This window comes from Streptomyces angustmyceticus (genome assembly GCF_040701845.1).
Classification (GTDB): Bacteria; Actinomycetota; Actinomycetes; order Streptomycetales; family Streptomycetaceae; genus Streptomyces; species Streptomyces angustmyceticus_A.
Genome location: NZ_JBFBHQ010000011.1, coordinates 41,235 through 55,361, shown reverse-complemented (window position 1 = coordinate 55,361; position 14,127 = coordinate 41,235). Strand labels below are relative to the sequence as shown.

The following is a 14,127-nucleotide window of genomic DNA, read 5'->3' as shown; positions in this document are numbered from 1 at the left end:
GGAGACGGAGCTGGGGGCAGGGCATCGCCCGCCCCCGGGGCTTGGTGATCGCGACGGCGCTGCTCGTGGCATCGCTTGCCGGACTGTGGCTGCTCTACCAGGTCATGCCGATGCCGATGTCCGACATAGCGGTCTACCGCGCCGAGGGCCAGGCGGCCAGGGACGGCGGTGATCTCTACGGTTTCACGGTCACCAAGTGGGCTCTTCCGGCCACCTATCCGCCCTTCGCGGCCGTGCTCTTCATACCGACCACCTGGCTCTCCCTCGGCAACCTCATGATCGTGGGCGCGCTCGTCAACGCGGCCCTGCTCGCACTGCTCATCCACCTCTCCTGCAAGGCCGCCGGACTGCGCAGGGCCGCCGGCTCGGCGCCCCTCGTCCTCGCCTGCACCGCGCTCGGCCTCTGGCTGGAGCCGGTCTTCCAGACCTTCGTGTTCGGGCAGGTCAATCTCGCGCTGACCTGTCTGGTCCTGTGGGACCTCTCCCGCCCGGACGGTGCCCGGCTCAAGGGGTTCGCCACCGGCATCGCGGCGGGCATCAAGCTCACGCCCGCGCTCTTCGGCCTCTATCTCCTCGTCACCGGGCGGGTGAAGGCGGCCTGCACCGTCCTCGGCGGTTTCCTGGCCTCGGCGCTGCTGGGCTGGCTGGTGCTGCCCGACGCCAGCGTCGAGTTCTGGACGCGGCGGATGTTCGAGACGGGCCGGGTCGGCACGGCCTGGATCGTCGACAACCAGTCGCTCCAGGGCCTGATCAGCCGTGTGCTGCACACCCCCGAGCCCGGCCTGCTGTGGGCGGTGCCCGCGCTGCTGACCGCGGCGGCCGGGCTCTGCGCGGCCCGCCGGGTGTACCTGCGGCGCGGTCTGGACGGCTGGGGCGTGCTGTGCACGGCCGTCACGGCGCTGCTGGTCTCGCCGATCAGCTGGTCCCACCACTGGGTCTGGTGCGTGCCGCTGCTGGCCGCGCTCGCCGCCCGCACCCGGCGCAGGCCGTGGCGCCGGGCGCTGCTGGCGGCCGTCACCCTCGCCTTCGCCGCCCGCACGATGTGGATCATCCCGCACACCGGCGACCTCGACCTGCACTTCGCGTGGTGGCAGCAGCCGTTCGCGGCCCCGTATCCGGTGCTCGGACTCGTCCTGCTGGCCGCCGTCGTCCGGTGGACGCGGCAGCCCGCCGCCGTCCCCGGCGCCCCCCTCGTGGCGGGCGTCCCGGGCGGCCGGCTTCCGGCACAGCGCGCCGGGGAGGAACTGCCCAGCGGCTCCCGCGCCCGCTGAGCACCGGGAGCCGCGACCCGGGGAGCCGCAGGCCGGGGGCCGGGAGCCGGGCGGGGCCCTGCCGTCCGCCCGGACTCCGGCGCAGACGTCCTCGTCCGCGCGGGTCCGCGCCGTCCGACCGTCCGCTCAGACGTCCTCGTCCGCCGCCAGCAGCTCGTCCGCGTCCACGATGCGGTACGCGTAGCCCTGCTCGGCCAGGAAGCGCTGGCGGTGGGCGGCGAAGTCCTGGTCGATGGTGTCGCGCGCGACGACCGAGTAGAACCGCGCCTCGTGCCCGTCCGCCTTGGGCCGCAGCACCCGGCCCAGCCGCTGGGCCTCCTCCTGGCGCGAGCCGAAGGTGCCGGACACCTGGATCGCGACCGTGGCCTCGGGAAGGTCGATGGAGAAGTTGGCGACCTTGGAGACGACCAGCACCGAGATCTCGCCCTGCCGGAAGGCGTCGAAGAGCTTCTCGCGCTGCGCGTTGGAGGTCTCGCCCTTGATCACCGGCGCGTCCAGGTGCTCGCCCAGCTCGTCCAGCTGGTCGATGTACTGCCCGATGACCAGCGTCTGCTGGCCCTGGTGGCGGCGGACCAGCGCCTCGGTCACGTTCTGCTTGCTGGCGGTGGTCGCACAGAAGCGGTACTTCTCGTCGGTCTCGGCCGTCGCGTACGCCAGCCGCTCCGAGTCGGTGAGGTTGACCCGGACCTCGACACAGTCCGCGGGGGCGATGTACCCCTGCGCCTCGATCTCCTTCCAGGGCGCGTCGAACCGCTTGGGCCCGATGAGGGAGAACACGTCCGATTCCCGGCCGTCCTCGCGCACCAGCGTCGCGGTCAGCCCCAGCCGGCGCCGCGCCTGGAGGTCGGCGGTGAACTTGAAGACCGGGGCGGGCAGCAGGTGCACCTCGTCGTAGACGATCAGGCCCCAGTCCCGGGAGTCGAACAGCTCCAGATGCGGGTAGACGCCCTTCCGCTTGGTCGTCAGCACCTGGTACGTGGCGATGGTGACCGGCCGGATCTCCTTCCTCGTCCCGCTGTACTCGCCGATCTCCTCCTCGGTGAGCGAGGTCCGCTTGACCAGCTCGTGCTTCCACTGCCGGGCCGAGACGGTGTTCGTCACCAGGATCAGCGTGGTGGCCTTGGCCTGCGCCATCGCGCCCGCCCCGACCAGCGTCTTGCCGGCGCCGCAGGGCAGCACGACCACGCCCGAGCCGCCGTGCCAGAAGCCCTCGACCGCCTGCTGCTGGTACGGCCGCAGCGCCCAGCCGTTCTCGTCCAGCTCGATCGGGTGCGCCTCGCCGTCGACATAGCCGGCCAGGTCCTCGGCCGGCCAGCCCAGCTTGAGCAGCGTCTGCTTGATCTGCCCGCGCTCCGAGGGGTGCACCACGACGGAATCCGGGTCCAGCCGGGCCCCGACCAGCGGCTGCACCTTCTTCGAGCGCAGGATCTCCTCCAGCACCGGGCGGTCGGTGCAGGTCAGCACCAGGCCGTGCGCGGGGTGCTTGACCAGGGTGAGGCGCCCGTAGCGGGACATGGTCTCGGCGATGTCGACGAGCAGCGCGTGCGGCACGGGGTACCGCGAGAACTGCACCAGCGCGTCGACGACCTGCTCGGCGTCGTGCCCGGCGGCCCGCGCGTTCCACAGCCCGAGCGGCGTCACCCGGTAGGTGTGGATGTGCTCCGGCGCCCGCTCCAGCTCGGCGAAGGGCGCGATGGCCCGCCGGCAGGCGTCCGCCTGGTCGTGGTCCACCTCCAGCAGCAGCGTCTTGTCGCTCTGGACGATGAGGGGTCCGTTCACACGCCTCGCCTTTCGCTTCCCGGCTGTCGGCCGCCGGCACCGGCCGCGGGCCCGGGCCGTCGATCACCGGCCCACGGCCTCGGCCGCACACACGGCCAAACGTCCAGTGTGCCGCATTGCCGCGGCGATCGGCAGTGACGGCCGTCGGGGCCCGGGCGGGGCCGCGCCCGCCCGTCGCTCAGACCGAGTCGTCCGCCAGCTCCGCCACCCCCGTGATCCGGTGCAGGGGGTAGGTACGGACCTCGTCGGAGGTGTGGTCGTAGGCCGTCACGAAGCCGCCCTCGACGCGGACCGGCGCGATGACCCGCTGGCTGGCGGCGCCGTCGGCGTTGACGTAGCCGATCCACAGCGCGGAGTGGGTCAGGACCGCGGCCTGCATGGTGGCCAGCGTCTCGGCGGAGGTGGTGCGGGGGAGGGCGCCGGGGGCCGGGGCGGGGGTGTGGACGGGCTTGCGTTCGGCGGTGGCGGCGAGGTCGCCGGCGCGGATGGCACGGACCGCCGCGGTGAGGAGGGTGGCGTCGGGGGACGGCGGGCCGTCGGGCACCGGGACGGGGGCGGTGCGCGGCGGGGTGCGGTGGGTGTCGGCGCGGGCGATCAGCACGTCACCGGCGGCGGACTCGGCGGCCGGGGCGTACCCCATCGCCCGCAGGCCGTCGAGGAGTTGGTCGGGGGAGGTCTGGGCGGCGAGCACGGTCGGGGCGAGCCGGCGCAGCCGGAGGGCGGTGGCGCGCCGGTCGGCGAGGATCTCGGAGAGCAGCGCGTCGTCGTCGCAGCGGACGTACGCGGCGGCCGCGCCGATCCGCAGCCGGCCGTGCTTCCGGGCCACATCGTCGACGAGGTAGGCGAGCGGCTGGGGGACCGGGGTGCGGGAGTGCGCGGTGAGGAACTCCTGCAGCTCGGCGGCGGAGCGGCCGGCGTCCAGGGCACGGCGCACGGAGGCGGGGGTGAAGCGGTAGACCGTCGCGCCGCCCTTGGACTCGATGTCGGCGAGCACGCCGAGCGCCTCGGCGAGCGGGCGCTCCAGCGGCCCGGGGGCCACCGCCGTCAGGTCCGCCTGGAGGAGGACGTGGTCGACGGGTTCGGGCAGGAGCGGGGCGAGGAGGGCAGCGGCGCGGTGCGCCGCGGCGCCGGAGTCGGCGGGGGAGGGGGGCGCGTCGGCTGCGGTGTCGAGCAGTGCGCGGCCGTGGGCGGAGAGTGCGCCGCGGCCGGTCACGCCGAGCAACTCGGCCTCGGCCAGGCTCCCTTGGGCGAGGCGTGAGCGGAGGTCGTCGGCGGGGACGGGGGCGGCGGGGGCGGCCGGGGTCCGGCCGGCGGCCGGTGCCGGGATCTGTCCCGCTGCCGCGTCGCCGCGCAGCGGACGCTCCCACCGCAGCCGGGCCAGGACCGCCGTCGCCGGTACGGAGGCGCCGGGCGGCAGGGAGGCGAGGAGGGCGAGGGCGCGGCGGCGGACCTCGGGGGCGGGGGAGCGGTCGAGGTGCGGGCCGAGGGCGGCCAGGGCGCGGCCCTTGGCGTCGGCGGTGCCCACGACGCCCGGCGTGCGGGTCGCGGCGAGCCAGCCGGCGACGAGCACGGCCCAGCGCTCGTGGTCGGGCAGCTGCAGCCACTCCTCGGCGGCCGGGGTGGCCCCGAACCGCTCGTCGGCCTCGCCGTCGGAGGCGATCAGCCCGGCTCCGTAGGAGAGTTCGAGCCAGAAGGCGGCGAGCTGCTCGGTGGTGTCCAGGGCGGTGGCGGTCCGCTTGAGGTCGCGGACGCTCATCCCGCCGGCGCGCAGCACGGCCGGCCCGCCCAGGTCCCACTCCTTGAGCAGCTCCTCGACGGTCGCCAGCGCGGTGAACGCCTGGCTCGCGGCCGCGTTGTCCACAAGCTGTGGATCGCGTTCCGTGACGGGCACGAGCGCGGGCGGGACCGGCTCGGGGGTGTGATGGGCGCGCCCGGCGCGCAGATGGAGCGCCGCTTCCCGCGGCAGCACCACATTGCGGGCGCCCGCCGGGATCAGCAGGCCCCGGTCCAGCAGCCACCGCAGATGTGGTGCCGGGCGGTCGGTGACCCCGCCGTACGGCGGGCCCCACAGCAGCTTGTCGAGGACGGCGACGGACTCGGCGGGCGCGGTGTCCAGCAGCGCCGCCATCCGCTCGCGGTCGGTGAAGAGCCCGGTGAGCGCGGCGACCGCGGTGACCGGGTCGTGGGTGGCGGGCAGCCCGGCCGCGGCGAGGATCTCCTGCAGCCGCCCCGGCGACATGCCGGCCGCGGCTTCGGTGACGGTCGGGCCCAGGCCGGTCGGCGACGGGTGCGCGGCGCTCGGGCCGAGCAGCTCGCGGGCCGTCCGCACCAGCCGCAGCCGGTCGTCCGGGCCCCACACCAGCGCTTGCGCCCGCAGCTCCGCCACCGCCCGGGGCAGCTCGGCGGCGACCGCCGGGTCCCCGGCGTCCCCGGCCATCAGCGCGGCCAGCGTGTCGTACGGGCACGGGTCGGGCGCCACCGCCAGCGCCTCCGCGGTCTGCAGCACGAACCGGTCGAGCCGCTCCACCGCGCGGATCACCGACGCCCGCGTCCCGGCCCGGGTGGCGAGCTGGGTGACGTCGCCCGGCACCGGATTGAGCAGGTCGGGCCGTGCCCGCAGCAGCCCGGCGAGCCCGCGGTCGGTGCGGGTCCTGAGCTCCTCGGCGAGGGTGCGGGGTGTACCGGTCATTCGTCCTACGTTAGCGGGACGGGGCAGGACCGGGGAGCGAGCGCGGGCACGCCTCGGCACAGCGCCGCATCGCCACGCCCGCGCCACCCCGCCGCGGCCCCCGGCACGCCACCCCCGCCCCGACCCCGCGGCCTCCGGCCCGCCGGCCGGTCGAGGCGGTACCGTCGGGGCAGCAACCAGCGGACGCCGCAGGGGATTTCGTGGGGATCGAGAGCGATCAGCTCGTCTATGACTATCTGAGCCGGGTGGGCGACCTGGCCCAGCAGCGGGGACTGCCCGCCGCCACCCGGATGCGGCTGGTCACCGGGCTCCGGGCGGAGATAGACGGTCAGCAAGCCGATTCGGTGTCGGGGGTGAAGCGGGTCCTGGCGCGGCTGGGGACGCCGGAGGCGGTGGTCGCGGCCGCGGGCAGCGCGGACGACCGGATGCCGGGCGCGTCCTGGGGCGGCCCGGCGGCGCGGGCGCCGGAGACCGGGAGCGCCCGGGGCGCCGGGCCCTCCGTACCGCTCGGCCCGGCCCCCGCGCAGCCGGCGCGGCCCGCGGAGCCCCGCCCGTGGACCGCCGCGCGCGACAGGCTCACCGGTATGGCCCGGCGCGGCATGGCGTCCGCGCAGGGCAAGGACACCTCCCACGGCACGGTGCCCGCCCCGCGCGACGCCGGGCCTGCCCCCGCGCCGTCCGCCGGCCTGCCGCCGCACCTGGCCGGCGCGGACGAGCTGGGCGACGGTGACGCGCCCGACTGGTGGCGGGTCGAGCCGGCGCCGTTCGGGCCGGGCGAGACCGTGCCCGGGTTCGTCGGCGGGATCGAGATCCCGGAGATATGGGACCGGCCGAAGAGCGACCCGCTGTCGCTGGAGAAGGACGGCGCCGAAGCGGACGGGGCGCAGGGCGCCGGCGAGGACGGCGCGGCCCCTGCCGGGCGCCCGCTGCCGCGGCTGGTGCGCCGGGTGCTCGGGCGGCGGCGCGGTGCCGCGGCCGGCGCGGCGCCCGCGGCCGACGCCGGGGAGGCCGTGGTCGTGCCGGCGCGGGCGCCGCTCAGCCCGGTGCTGACGCTGGCCGTCCTGCTGCTGGTGGCCGGGGCGGCGCTGGGGTCGTGGCTCGCGCTGGCGGGCGGCTGGGGCCTCGCCTACGTCTCCCGGCGGCTGAGCCGGACCGAGGCCAAGATCGCGGCGCTCGGCGTGCCGGGCACCGTCGTCGGCGGTCTGGTGGTCTGGCTGTGGGGCCGCTTCGACGGGCGCTGGGGCGAGCCGATCGCGCAGGGACGGCTGGGGCAGGAGATGCTCGACGGGCTGCCGGGGGTGGTGCGGGTGGCGGCGGTCGCCTCGGCGCTGTTCCTGGTGTGGCGGATGCGGCGGGTGCCGCGGTGAGGGGGCCGGGACAGGGGCCTCCTCCGGCCGGTCCCGCCGGCGCAGGCACAATGGCGGGCATGGCTGCGCACCCCCTCACGGTCGGCTTCGACCTCGACATGACCCTGATCGACTCCCGTCCGGGCATCAAGGCCGCGTACCAGGAGCTGTCGGCCAGGACCGGCACCTTCGTCGACGCCGACCTCGCGGTGAGCCGGCTGGGGCCCCCGCTGGAGGAGGAGGTCCGCCGCTGGTTCCCCGAGGAGCGGGTGGCGGAGATCGCCGACCTCTACCGCGCGCTCTATCCCGAGTACGCGATCGCCGCGTCGCCCGCCCTGCCCGGCGCCCGCGAGGCGCTGGACGCGGTGCACGCGGCGGGCGGCCGGGCGATCGTGGTGACGGCGAAGTACCAGCCCAGCGCCGAGCTGCACCTGGCACACCTCGGCCTCGACGCGGACGCCCTCGTCGGCTCGCTGTGGGCCGAGGCCAAGGCCGAGGCGCTGCGCGCGCACCAGGCGCGGGTCTACGTCGGCGATCACACCGGCGACGTCGTGGGGGCGCGCACCGCCGGCGCGCTGTCGGTCGCGGTCGCCACCGGCCCGTGCGACGCCACGGAGCTGCGCGAGGCCGGCGCCGACGTGGTGCTCGCCGGCCTGGCGGAGTTCCCGTCCTGGCTGGCGCGCTATGTGGCGGAGGGCGCCGACGGCGGCGACGGCGCCGCTGCCTGACGGCGCCCGGCGCGGGCGGAACGGATCACTCCGGTCGCCGCGACGAGGAAGCCGAGGCCCATCAGCATGCACAGCCAGTAGAAGACGGACGGCAGCGGTTCGGTCCCGAGGAACAGCGGCGCCACCGTGGCGAGAGTGGCCACTGCGCCAACTAGGAACATGATCGCGCCGATTCGGACCAGCAGATCCCCGGCCTGGGGCGTTTCGTCAGACACCTGACCAGGGTAAGTCGGGGCCAGAAGCACCGAGGATCCACCCGGCGGCGTCTTGTCACCGGCCTTGGGACCATTAGCCTTGGTGACGGCGGGTCCTGCGGCCCGCTGCACTGCTGTCCAGCCCCTCTCCCGCTCCCGCTTCCTACGGGCGGGGGATGCTCACCCCGCAGTATCCGCAGGAGACCCGGCCCCACATTTCAACGTTTCTTTCCAACGAGTACGAGGACGAGGACAGACGTGCCTACCGGCAAGGTCAAGTGGTTCAACAGTGAGAAGGGCTTCGGCTTCCTCTCCCGCGATGACGGCGGTGACGTCTTCGTGCACTCGTCGGTGCTCCCCGACGGCGTGGCCGCGCTCAAGCCTGGCCAGCGCGTCGAATTCGGCGTCGTCGCGGGCCAGCGCGGCGATCAGGCGCTGACCGTGACGCTCCTCGACCCCGCACCCTCGGTGGCCGCGGCGCAGCGCCGCAAGCCCGATGAACTCGCCTCCATCGTCCAGGATCTGACCACCCTCCTGGAGAACGTCACCCAGCAACTGGAGCGCGGCCGGTACCCCGACAAGGTCCACGGCGCGAAGATCGCCGGCATGCTGCGCGCCGTCGCCGACCAACTGGACGTCTGAGCAGACCGGCGCGCCGGCGGCCGCACCCGGCCGTCACTCACACGAAGCGCAACGCATCACGGCCGAGGGGCGGAACGAGCCCCTCGGCCGCGGCGCGGGTGAGCAGCCCGCGCACCGCGGCATAGCCGTCCTCGCCGAGGTCGGCGGTGAACTCGTTGACGTACAGCCCGATGTGCTGGTCGGCGACCTTCGGATCCATCTCCTGGGCGTGCTCCAGGACGTAGGGCCGGGAGGCCTCCGGGTCGTCCCAGGCCATCAGCACCGAGCTGCGGATCGCCGCCGCGAGATCGCGCAACGCCCGCTCGCCCAGCGACCGCTTGGCGATGATCGCGCCGAGCGGGATCGGCAGGCCGGTGGTGAGCTCCCAGTGCTCGCCCATGTCGGCCAGGCACACCAGCCCGTAGTTCTGGTAGGTGAAGCGCGCCTCGTGGATCACCAGGCCCGCGTCGACCTTGCCGTCGCGCACGGCCGGCATGATCTCGTGGAACGGCAGCACCACGATCTCCCCGACCCCGCCCGGCACCTCGGCCGCCGCCCACAGCCGGAACAGCAGATACGCGGTGGACCGCTCGCTGGGCACCGCGACCGTCCGGCCCGCCAGGTCCGCGGCCGCGCCCTGCTCCCGGGTCAGCACCAGCGGCCCGCAGCCACGCCCCAGTGCCCCGCCGCACGGCAGCAGCGCATAGTCCCGCAGCACCCACGGCAGCACCGCGTACGACACCTTCAGCACGTCGAACTCGCCGCGTTCGGCCATGCCGTTGGTGATGTCGATGTCGGCGAAGGTGACCGCCAGCTCCGGCGCGTCCGGGACACGGCCGTGCGCCAGCGCGTCGAAGACGAAGGTGTCGTTCGGGCACGGCGAGTACGCGATGTCCAGCGGCCGGGTCACGGAGTCCTCCTCAGGGACGTGGGGTCCCCCCGCGTGAGCGAAGCCGAGCGTGGGGGAGGCTCCGGAGCCGGTCCGGTGGCGGCCGTCAGGGCTCCGGGAAGCGTACGGAAGGCGCCGGTCAGGGCGGTGAGCGCGGCACCGATGCGCCACGCGCCGCGGTCGCGCGGGCCGACGGCGTTGGAGACCGCGCGGACCTCCAGCACCGGCACCCCGTGTGCGGCGGCCGCCTCGGCGACCCCGAAGCCCTCCATCGCCTCGGCCAGCACCCCGGGGTGACGCTCGGCCAGCTCGGTGGCGCGGGCCGCGCTGCCGGTGACCGTGGAGACCGTCACGACGGTGCCGGTCGCCGCACCGGCCGCCGCGGCGACCGCCCCGACCAGCGCGGGGTCGGGGCGGTGCGCCACCGTCCCGAAGCCGAGTTCGGTGACCGGGGCGAAGCCGCCGGGGGTCTCCGCACCCAGATCGGCCGCGACGATCGCGTCCGCGACCACCACGGAGCCCAGCGGGGCGCCGGGCGGAGAGCCCTCGGGCCCGGGGGAGAAGCCGCCGCCGATCCCGGCCGAGACGACCAGGTCGTACGGCGCTCCGGCGAGCGCGGCGGCGGTCAGCGCGGTGGCCGTGCCGGCGGCCGCGGCGGCCGGGCCGACACCGGCGGCCAGCACATCGAACGCCACCGGCGCCTCCGCCGCGCGCAGCAGCGCGTACCCGCCGGGCAGGGCCGCCTCGTCGCAGGGACCCGCCGCGGCAGCCACCGCGTCGCGCTCGGCGGCCACCGCCGTGACGATCAGAACCCGCATCGAACGGCCCGCCGTCCCGGTCCTCAGTCCTTCTGCTTCAGCGTGAAGTGCCACATGGTCTTGGGACCGTCGCCGCCGCCCAGCTCCGCGACCTGGAGGGTGACGTCCTTGGAGTAGGAGGTCTGGCCGGTCTGCGGGTTCTGCTGCATGAACAGGGTGTCCGCGTCGAAGCTGCGGTACGTCTGCTTGCTGGGCTCGCGCATCACGGGACCGGCACCGATGACGATCCAGCCGGACTTGGCGACCTCCGGGTCGACGCCGACGCGGACCTTCTCACCGGGGTGGACGGTGATCGTCTTGCCGCCCTTCTTGGTGATGCAGGCGGTGACGGCCTTCTTGGAGAGGACCTTGCCGTCGCCGTCGCAGCCGGGGGTGGCCTCGGTCTGCACCGTCGTCGAACCGACGGTCACGGTCGCGAGCGACGTCGGCTTCTCGCAGGCGGAGAGGGTGAGGAGGCCCAGGGACACGGCACCGATGGCGGCAGCGGCACGGCGGCCCTTGCCCCAGGAGATCAACGCAGCGGTCATACGGGCAGGCTATCTGGCGCTCCGGCTCGCGCCACGCCCGGGTACGGCGTGCCGCATTGCCCGTCGGCGCTCAGGCCACCCGGGGGGCCGCCGTACCGCCCCGACGGGCCGTGCTCAGCAGTCCCCGCACGGCCAGCACCACGCCCAGCGCCACCAGTGCCGCGGCCACCGCCATGCCCACCGTGCCGATCAGCGGCAGCGAGATCCCGATCGCGCCGCCCACCACCCACGACATCTGCAGCGCCGTCTCGGACCGGGCGAACGCGGAGGTGCGCACCTCCTCCGGCACGTCGCGCTGGATCATCGCGTCCAGCGACAGCTTCGCCAGCGCCTGGCACAGCCCCGCGGTGGCCGCCGCCGCGGGCACCACGACCACCGCCAGCACCGGGTAGAAGACCGCCGCGAGGACCATCGCGCACAGCGCCAGCCCCAGCATCGCCGCGATGATCGGCTCCGGCCCGCGGGCCTTCAGCCAGGCGCCGACCGCCGTGCCCAGCGCGTTCCCGGTACCGGCCGCCACCACCACCAGCCCCAGCGAGGCCGCCGGGCCCAGCCCGCCCAGCGGATGCTCGCGCAGCATGAACGCCAGGAAGAACGTCAGGAACCCGGAGAGCGCCCGCAGACAGGCGTTGGCCTGGAGGCCGTGCAGCACCGACGGGCCCACCGTCCGCAGCCCCGGCTTCCGCTTCCCGCCCGCCGACCGCGCCGACGCCTCCCGGGACGTCAGCCGGGCCCGGGTCTCGCCCTTCGCCGAGTCGACCTTGTGCGGCAGCGAGAACGACAGGAACGTCCCGGCGGCGAACACCGCACACGCCCCGTACAGCGGCCAGCCCGGCCCCAGCAGTTGCAGCCCGGCCCCCGCCGGCGCCGCGACCCCGGTCGCCAGCAGCCCCGCGAGCGTCACCCGCGAATTGGCCTTGACCAGCGAGATCCGCGGGGGCAGCAGCCGCGGCACCACCGCGCTGCGGACCACGCCGTACGCCTTCGACGCCACCAGCACCCCCAGCGCCGCCGGATACAGCTGCAGCCCGCCGGTCGCCACCGCGCCCGACATCGTCAGCGCCAGCAGCGCCCGCGCCAGCATCGAGCCCGCCATCGCCGCCCGGCGGCCGTGCGGCACCCGGTCCAGCAGGGGCCCCACCACCGGCGCGAGCAGGGCGAACGGCGCCATGGTCACCGCCAGATACAGCGCCACCCGGCCCCGCGCCTGATCCGTCGGCACCGCGAAGAACACCGTCGAGGCCAGCGCGACGGTGATCATCACGTCGCCCGCGGAGTTCACCGCATGCAGTTCGATCAGCTTGCCCAGGCCCGACTCGCCCGCGCCGTGCGCATGCGTGGCGCGCCGCAGCCCCCGCGCCGCGCCGGTGAACGGCCGGCGCAGCGCACGCCCGACGGCCCGCCCCGCCCGGCGGGCCCGGTTGTCCCCGTACCCGCCGCGCGGCGAGGCGCGCGGCACCCGTGACGACTTCCCTGAGGTCCTGGACACCCTCGACACCTTCGACGCCCTTGCGGCAGCCACCTGGTCATAGTGCCCCAACTCGCCCAGCAGAGGGCACTTTCTCCACGCTGCCGCGCGAGGCGCACCGGCCCGCAGTCGCTGCCGCTGACATTTGGCCTCCCACCGAGGGGTCGTACACCGTTGAAGGGGTAGCGTGTGTAGCGCGCCACCGGCGGTCGTTCTTGGCCGCGTGCCTCCGCGCGATCCCGCAGAATGGGACGTAAGAGGTGCGCTCGACCGGAACGACCGGGCGCGGACGTCGACGCGGTCCCCTGGTCCGCTCCGCCCGCCCTGGTACCGCCGGTCGTCCGGACAGGACAAGGACAGCTCCGGCTGGCGCACTCGTGAGACGGCGTAGAAGAGAGAATCGATTCTTGTGAGTGCTGCGATGCGAAGCCGTACCCCTGACCGCCTGTGCGCCGCGGCGGTCGACCTGGCCAGGGAGGCGGCCGAGGAGGCCGCACTGCCCGGCATGGTCGGCGAGCACATCGATGCCGTCGCCGACGGAGACCGCGTCGTCACCCACCTCTTCGCCTGCAACGAACCCGGCTACCGGGGCTGGCGCTGGGCCGTGACCGTCGCCAGGGCCTCCCGCGCCAAGGTCGTCACCCTCGACGAGACCGTCCTGCTGCCCGGCCCCGACGCGCTGCTCGCACCGGAGTGGGTGCCCTGGAGCGAGCGGCTGCGCCCCGGCGACATGGGCCCCGGCGACCTGCTGCCCACCGAGGCCGACGACCTGCGCCTGGAGCCCGGCTTCAGCGGCGACGACGCCCCGCCGCCGAACTCCCCCGTCGCCGAGGGCATGGCCGCCGACGTCGCCGACTCCGAGGAAGCGGACGTCGTCCCCGGCTCGCCCGCGATCCAGCCCGCCCCCCGGCGCGGCAGCATCGCGGCCGTCGCCGAGGAACTGGGCATGCGCCGCGCCCGGGTGCTCTCCCGCTACGGCCTGCACTCCGCCGCCGACCGCTGGGAAGAGGCCTTCGGCGCCAAGACCCCCATGGCCCAGGCGGCCCCCGCCACCTGCGTCTCCTGCGGCTTCCTCACCCCGCTCCCCGGCTCCCTGGGCCAGGCCTTCGGCGTCTGCGCCAACGAGTTCGCCCCGGCCGACGGGCGGGTCGTCTCCCTCTCGTACGGGTGCGGGGCGCATTCCGAGGCCGCGGTCATGCCGAAGCCGCCGCGGCCGGCGGCGCCGGTGGTCGACGAGACCGTGGTGGAGCCGTTGTCGCTGCGGCCCGAGCAGGACGGGGGCTCGGTCGAGGAGACCGGTCCGGCCGAGGAGCTGGGCCACAGCTAGGCGCGCTGGCGCGCTGGGCCTGTGGCCCACGTGGTTTTCTGCGGCGCCGTGTCGCCTCCGGCGGGGGTGTTGTTCGGGCGGGGGCCGCTTCTGCTGTGTGGTGGGTGCCGGTGGTGGGCCTGCGGGGCCTGTGTGGTGGACTGCTTCGCTTTACGTCCACCACACAGGCCCCTCCGGCCCACCACCTCCCGCCCGGGACGGCGGCCCCCGCCCCGGTGGGGGGATGTGTCAAAGACCAGTAGCTCGGCCCGTGTCGTGGTGGGGCTGGTGCTCGGGCTTTTTGCTTTTTCCTTCCCTCACCGGGGTGGGGTCCCACAACCGGCAGGAGGGGGCGGGGCCGGAGGGGTGGGTGTTCGGACGTAAAGCGAAGCAGTCCGAACACCCACCCCGCAGGCCCCGAACCCGGCACCCACCACAAACCCGGGACCCCACCCCACAGACCCCTCCCGCCGAAGGCGGGCACACCTCCC

Annotated in this window: 12 protein-coding genes; 5 read left to right on the top strand and 7 right to left on the bottom strand. The window is 75.1% G+C overall.

All coding sequences use genetic code 11. The annotated features are described in order from the left end of the window. Positions 1-59 precede the first annotated feature (59 nt). On the top strand, positions 60-1,271 hold the full coding sequence (locus AB0411_RS22940) for a glycosyltransferase 87 family protein (protein WP_437043081.1): 1,212 nt from the start codon (positions 60-62) through the stop codon (positions 1,269-1,271). A gap of 126 nt (positions 1,272-1,397) precedes the next feature. Here the strand turns inward: AB0411_RS22940 and AB0411_RS22935 are convergent, their stop codons facing one another. Further along, on the bottom strand, positions 1,398-3,050 hold the full coding sequence (locus tag AB0411_RS22935) for a DNA repair helicase XPB (RefSeq protein WP_366419153.1): 1,653 nt from the start codon (positions 3,048-3,050) through the stop codon (positions 1,398-1,400). A gap of 178 nt (positions 3,051-3,228) precedes the next feature. Then, complete coding sequence (locus tag AB0411_RS22930; RefSeq protein ID WP_366419152.1) at positions 3,229-5,739, bottom strand: helicase C-terminal domain-containing protein; 2,511 nt, start codon at positions 5,737-5,739, stop codon at positions 3,229-3,231. Positions 5,740-5,939: 200 nt separating this feature from the next. Here AB0411_RS22930 and AB0411_RS22925 point away from each other — a divergent pair, with 200 nt between their 5' ends. Beyond that, positions 5,940-7,106, top strand: coding sequence for a hypothetical protein (locus AB0411_RS22925; RefSeq protein ID WP_366419151.1), 1,167 nt, complete (start codon positions 5,940-5,942; stop codon positions 7,104-7,106). Between the two features lie 59 nt (positions 7,107-7,165). Next, positions 7,166-7,813 (top strand): HAD family hydrolase, encoded by a 648-nt coding sequence (locus tag AB0411_RS22920; protein WP_366419150.1) that lies wholly within the window; start codon positions 7,166-7,168, stop codon positions 7,811-7,813. Here the strand turns inward: AB0411_RS22920 and AB0411_RS22915 are convergent. Continuing rightward, a complete protein-coding gene (locus AB0411_RS22915; protein WP_366419262.1) occupies positions 7,768-7,974 on the bottom strand; it encodes a hypothetical protein in 207 nt (68 codons plus the stop codon). The genes AB0411_RS22920 and AB0411_RS22915 overlap by 46 nt on opposite strands. 291 nt (positions 7,975-8,265) lie before the next feature. Here AB0411_RS22915 and AB0411_RS22910 point away from each other — a divergent pair, with 291 nt between their 5' ends. Continuing rightward, the gene (locus AB0411_RS22910; protein WP_018089689.1) at positions 8,266-8,649 is read left to right on the top strand and encodes a cold-shock protein; all 384 of its coding nucleotides are present in this window, start codon (positions 8,266-8,268) and stop codon (positions 8,647-8,649) included. 37 nt (positions 8,650-8,686) lie between these two features. Here the strand turns inward: AB0411_RS22910 and AB0411_RS22905 are convergent, their stop codons facing one another. From AB0411_RS22905 to AB0411_RS22890, 4 genes are all read right to left on the bottom strand, one after another. After that, the gene (locus tag AB0411_RS22905; RefSeq protein WP_366419149.1) at positions 8,687-9,538 is read right to left on the bottom strand and encodes a 1,4-dihydroxy-6-naphthoate synthase; all 852 of its coding nucleotides are present in this window, start codon (positions 9,536-9,538) and stop codon (positions 8,687-8,689) included. Beyond that, a complete protein-coding gene (locus tag AB0411_RS22900; protein ID WP_366419148.1) occupies positions 9,535-10,335 on the bottom strand; it encodes a futalosine hydrolase in 801 nt (266 codons plus the stop codon). Before AB0411_RS22900 ends, AB0411_RS22905 begins: the two co-directional genes overlap by 4 nt. 23 nt (positions 10,336-10,358) lie before the next feature. Continuing rightward, positions 10,359-10,862, bottom strand: coding sequence for a hypothetical protein (locus AB0411_RS22895; RefSeq protein ID WP_366419147.1), 504 nt, complete (start codon positions 10,860-10,862; stop codon positions 10,359-10,361). Between the two features lie 70 nt (positions 10,863-10,932). Further along, entirely contained in the window at positions 10,933-12,321 is a 1,389-nt protein-coding gene (locus tag AB0411_RS22890; RefSeq protein WP_366419261.1) for an MFS transporter, read from the bottom strand. A 430-nt stretch (positions 12,322-12,751) separates the two neighbouring features. On the opposite strand from AB0411_RS22890, the gene AB0411_RS22885 reads away from it, so the two are divergent. Further along, complete coding sequence (locus AB0411_RS22885) at positions 12,752-13,657, top strand: DUF3027 domain-containing protein (RefSeq protein WP_366419146.1); 906 nt, start codon at positions 12,752-12,754, stop codon at positions 13,655-13,657. Positions 13,658-14,127: the final 470 nt, after the last annotated feature.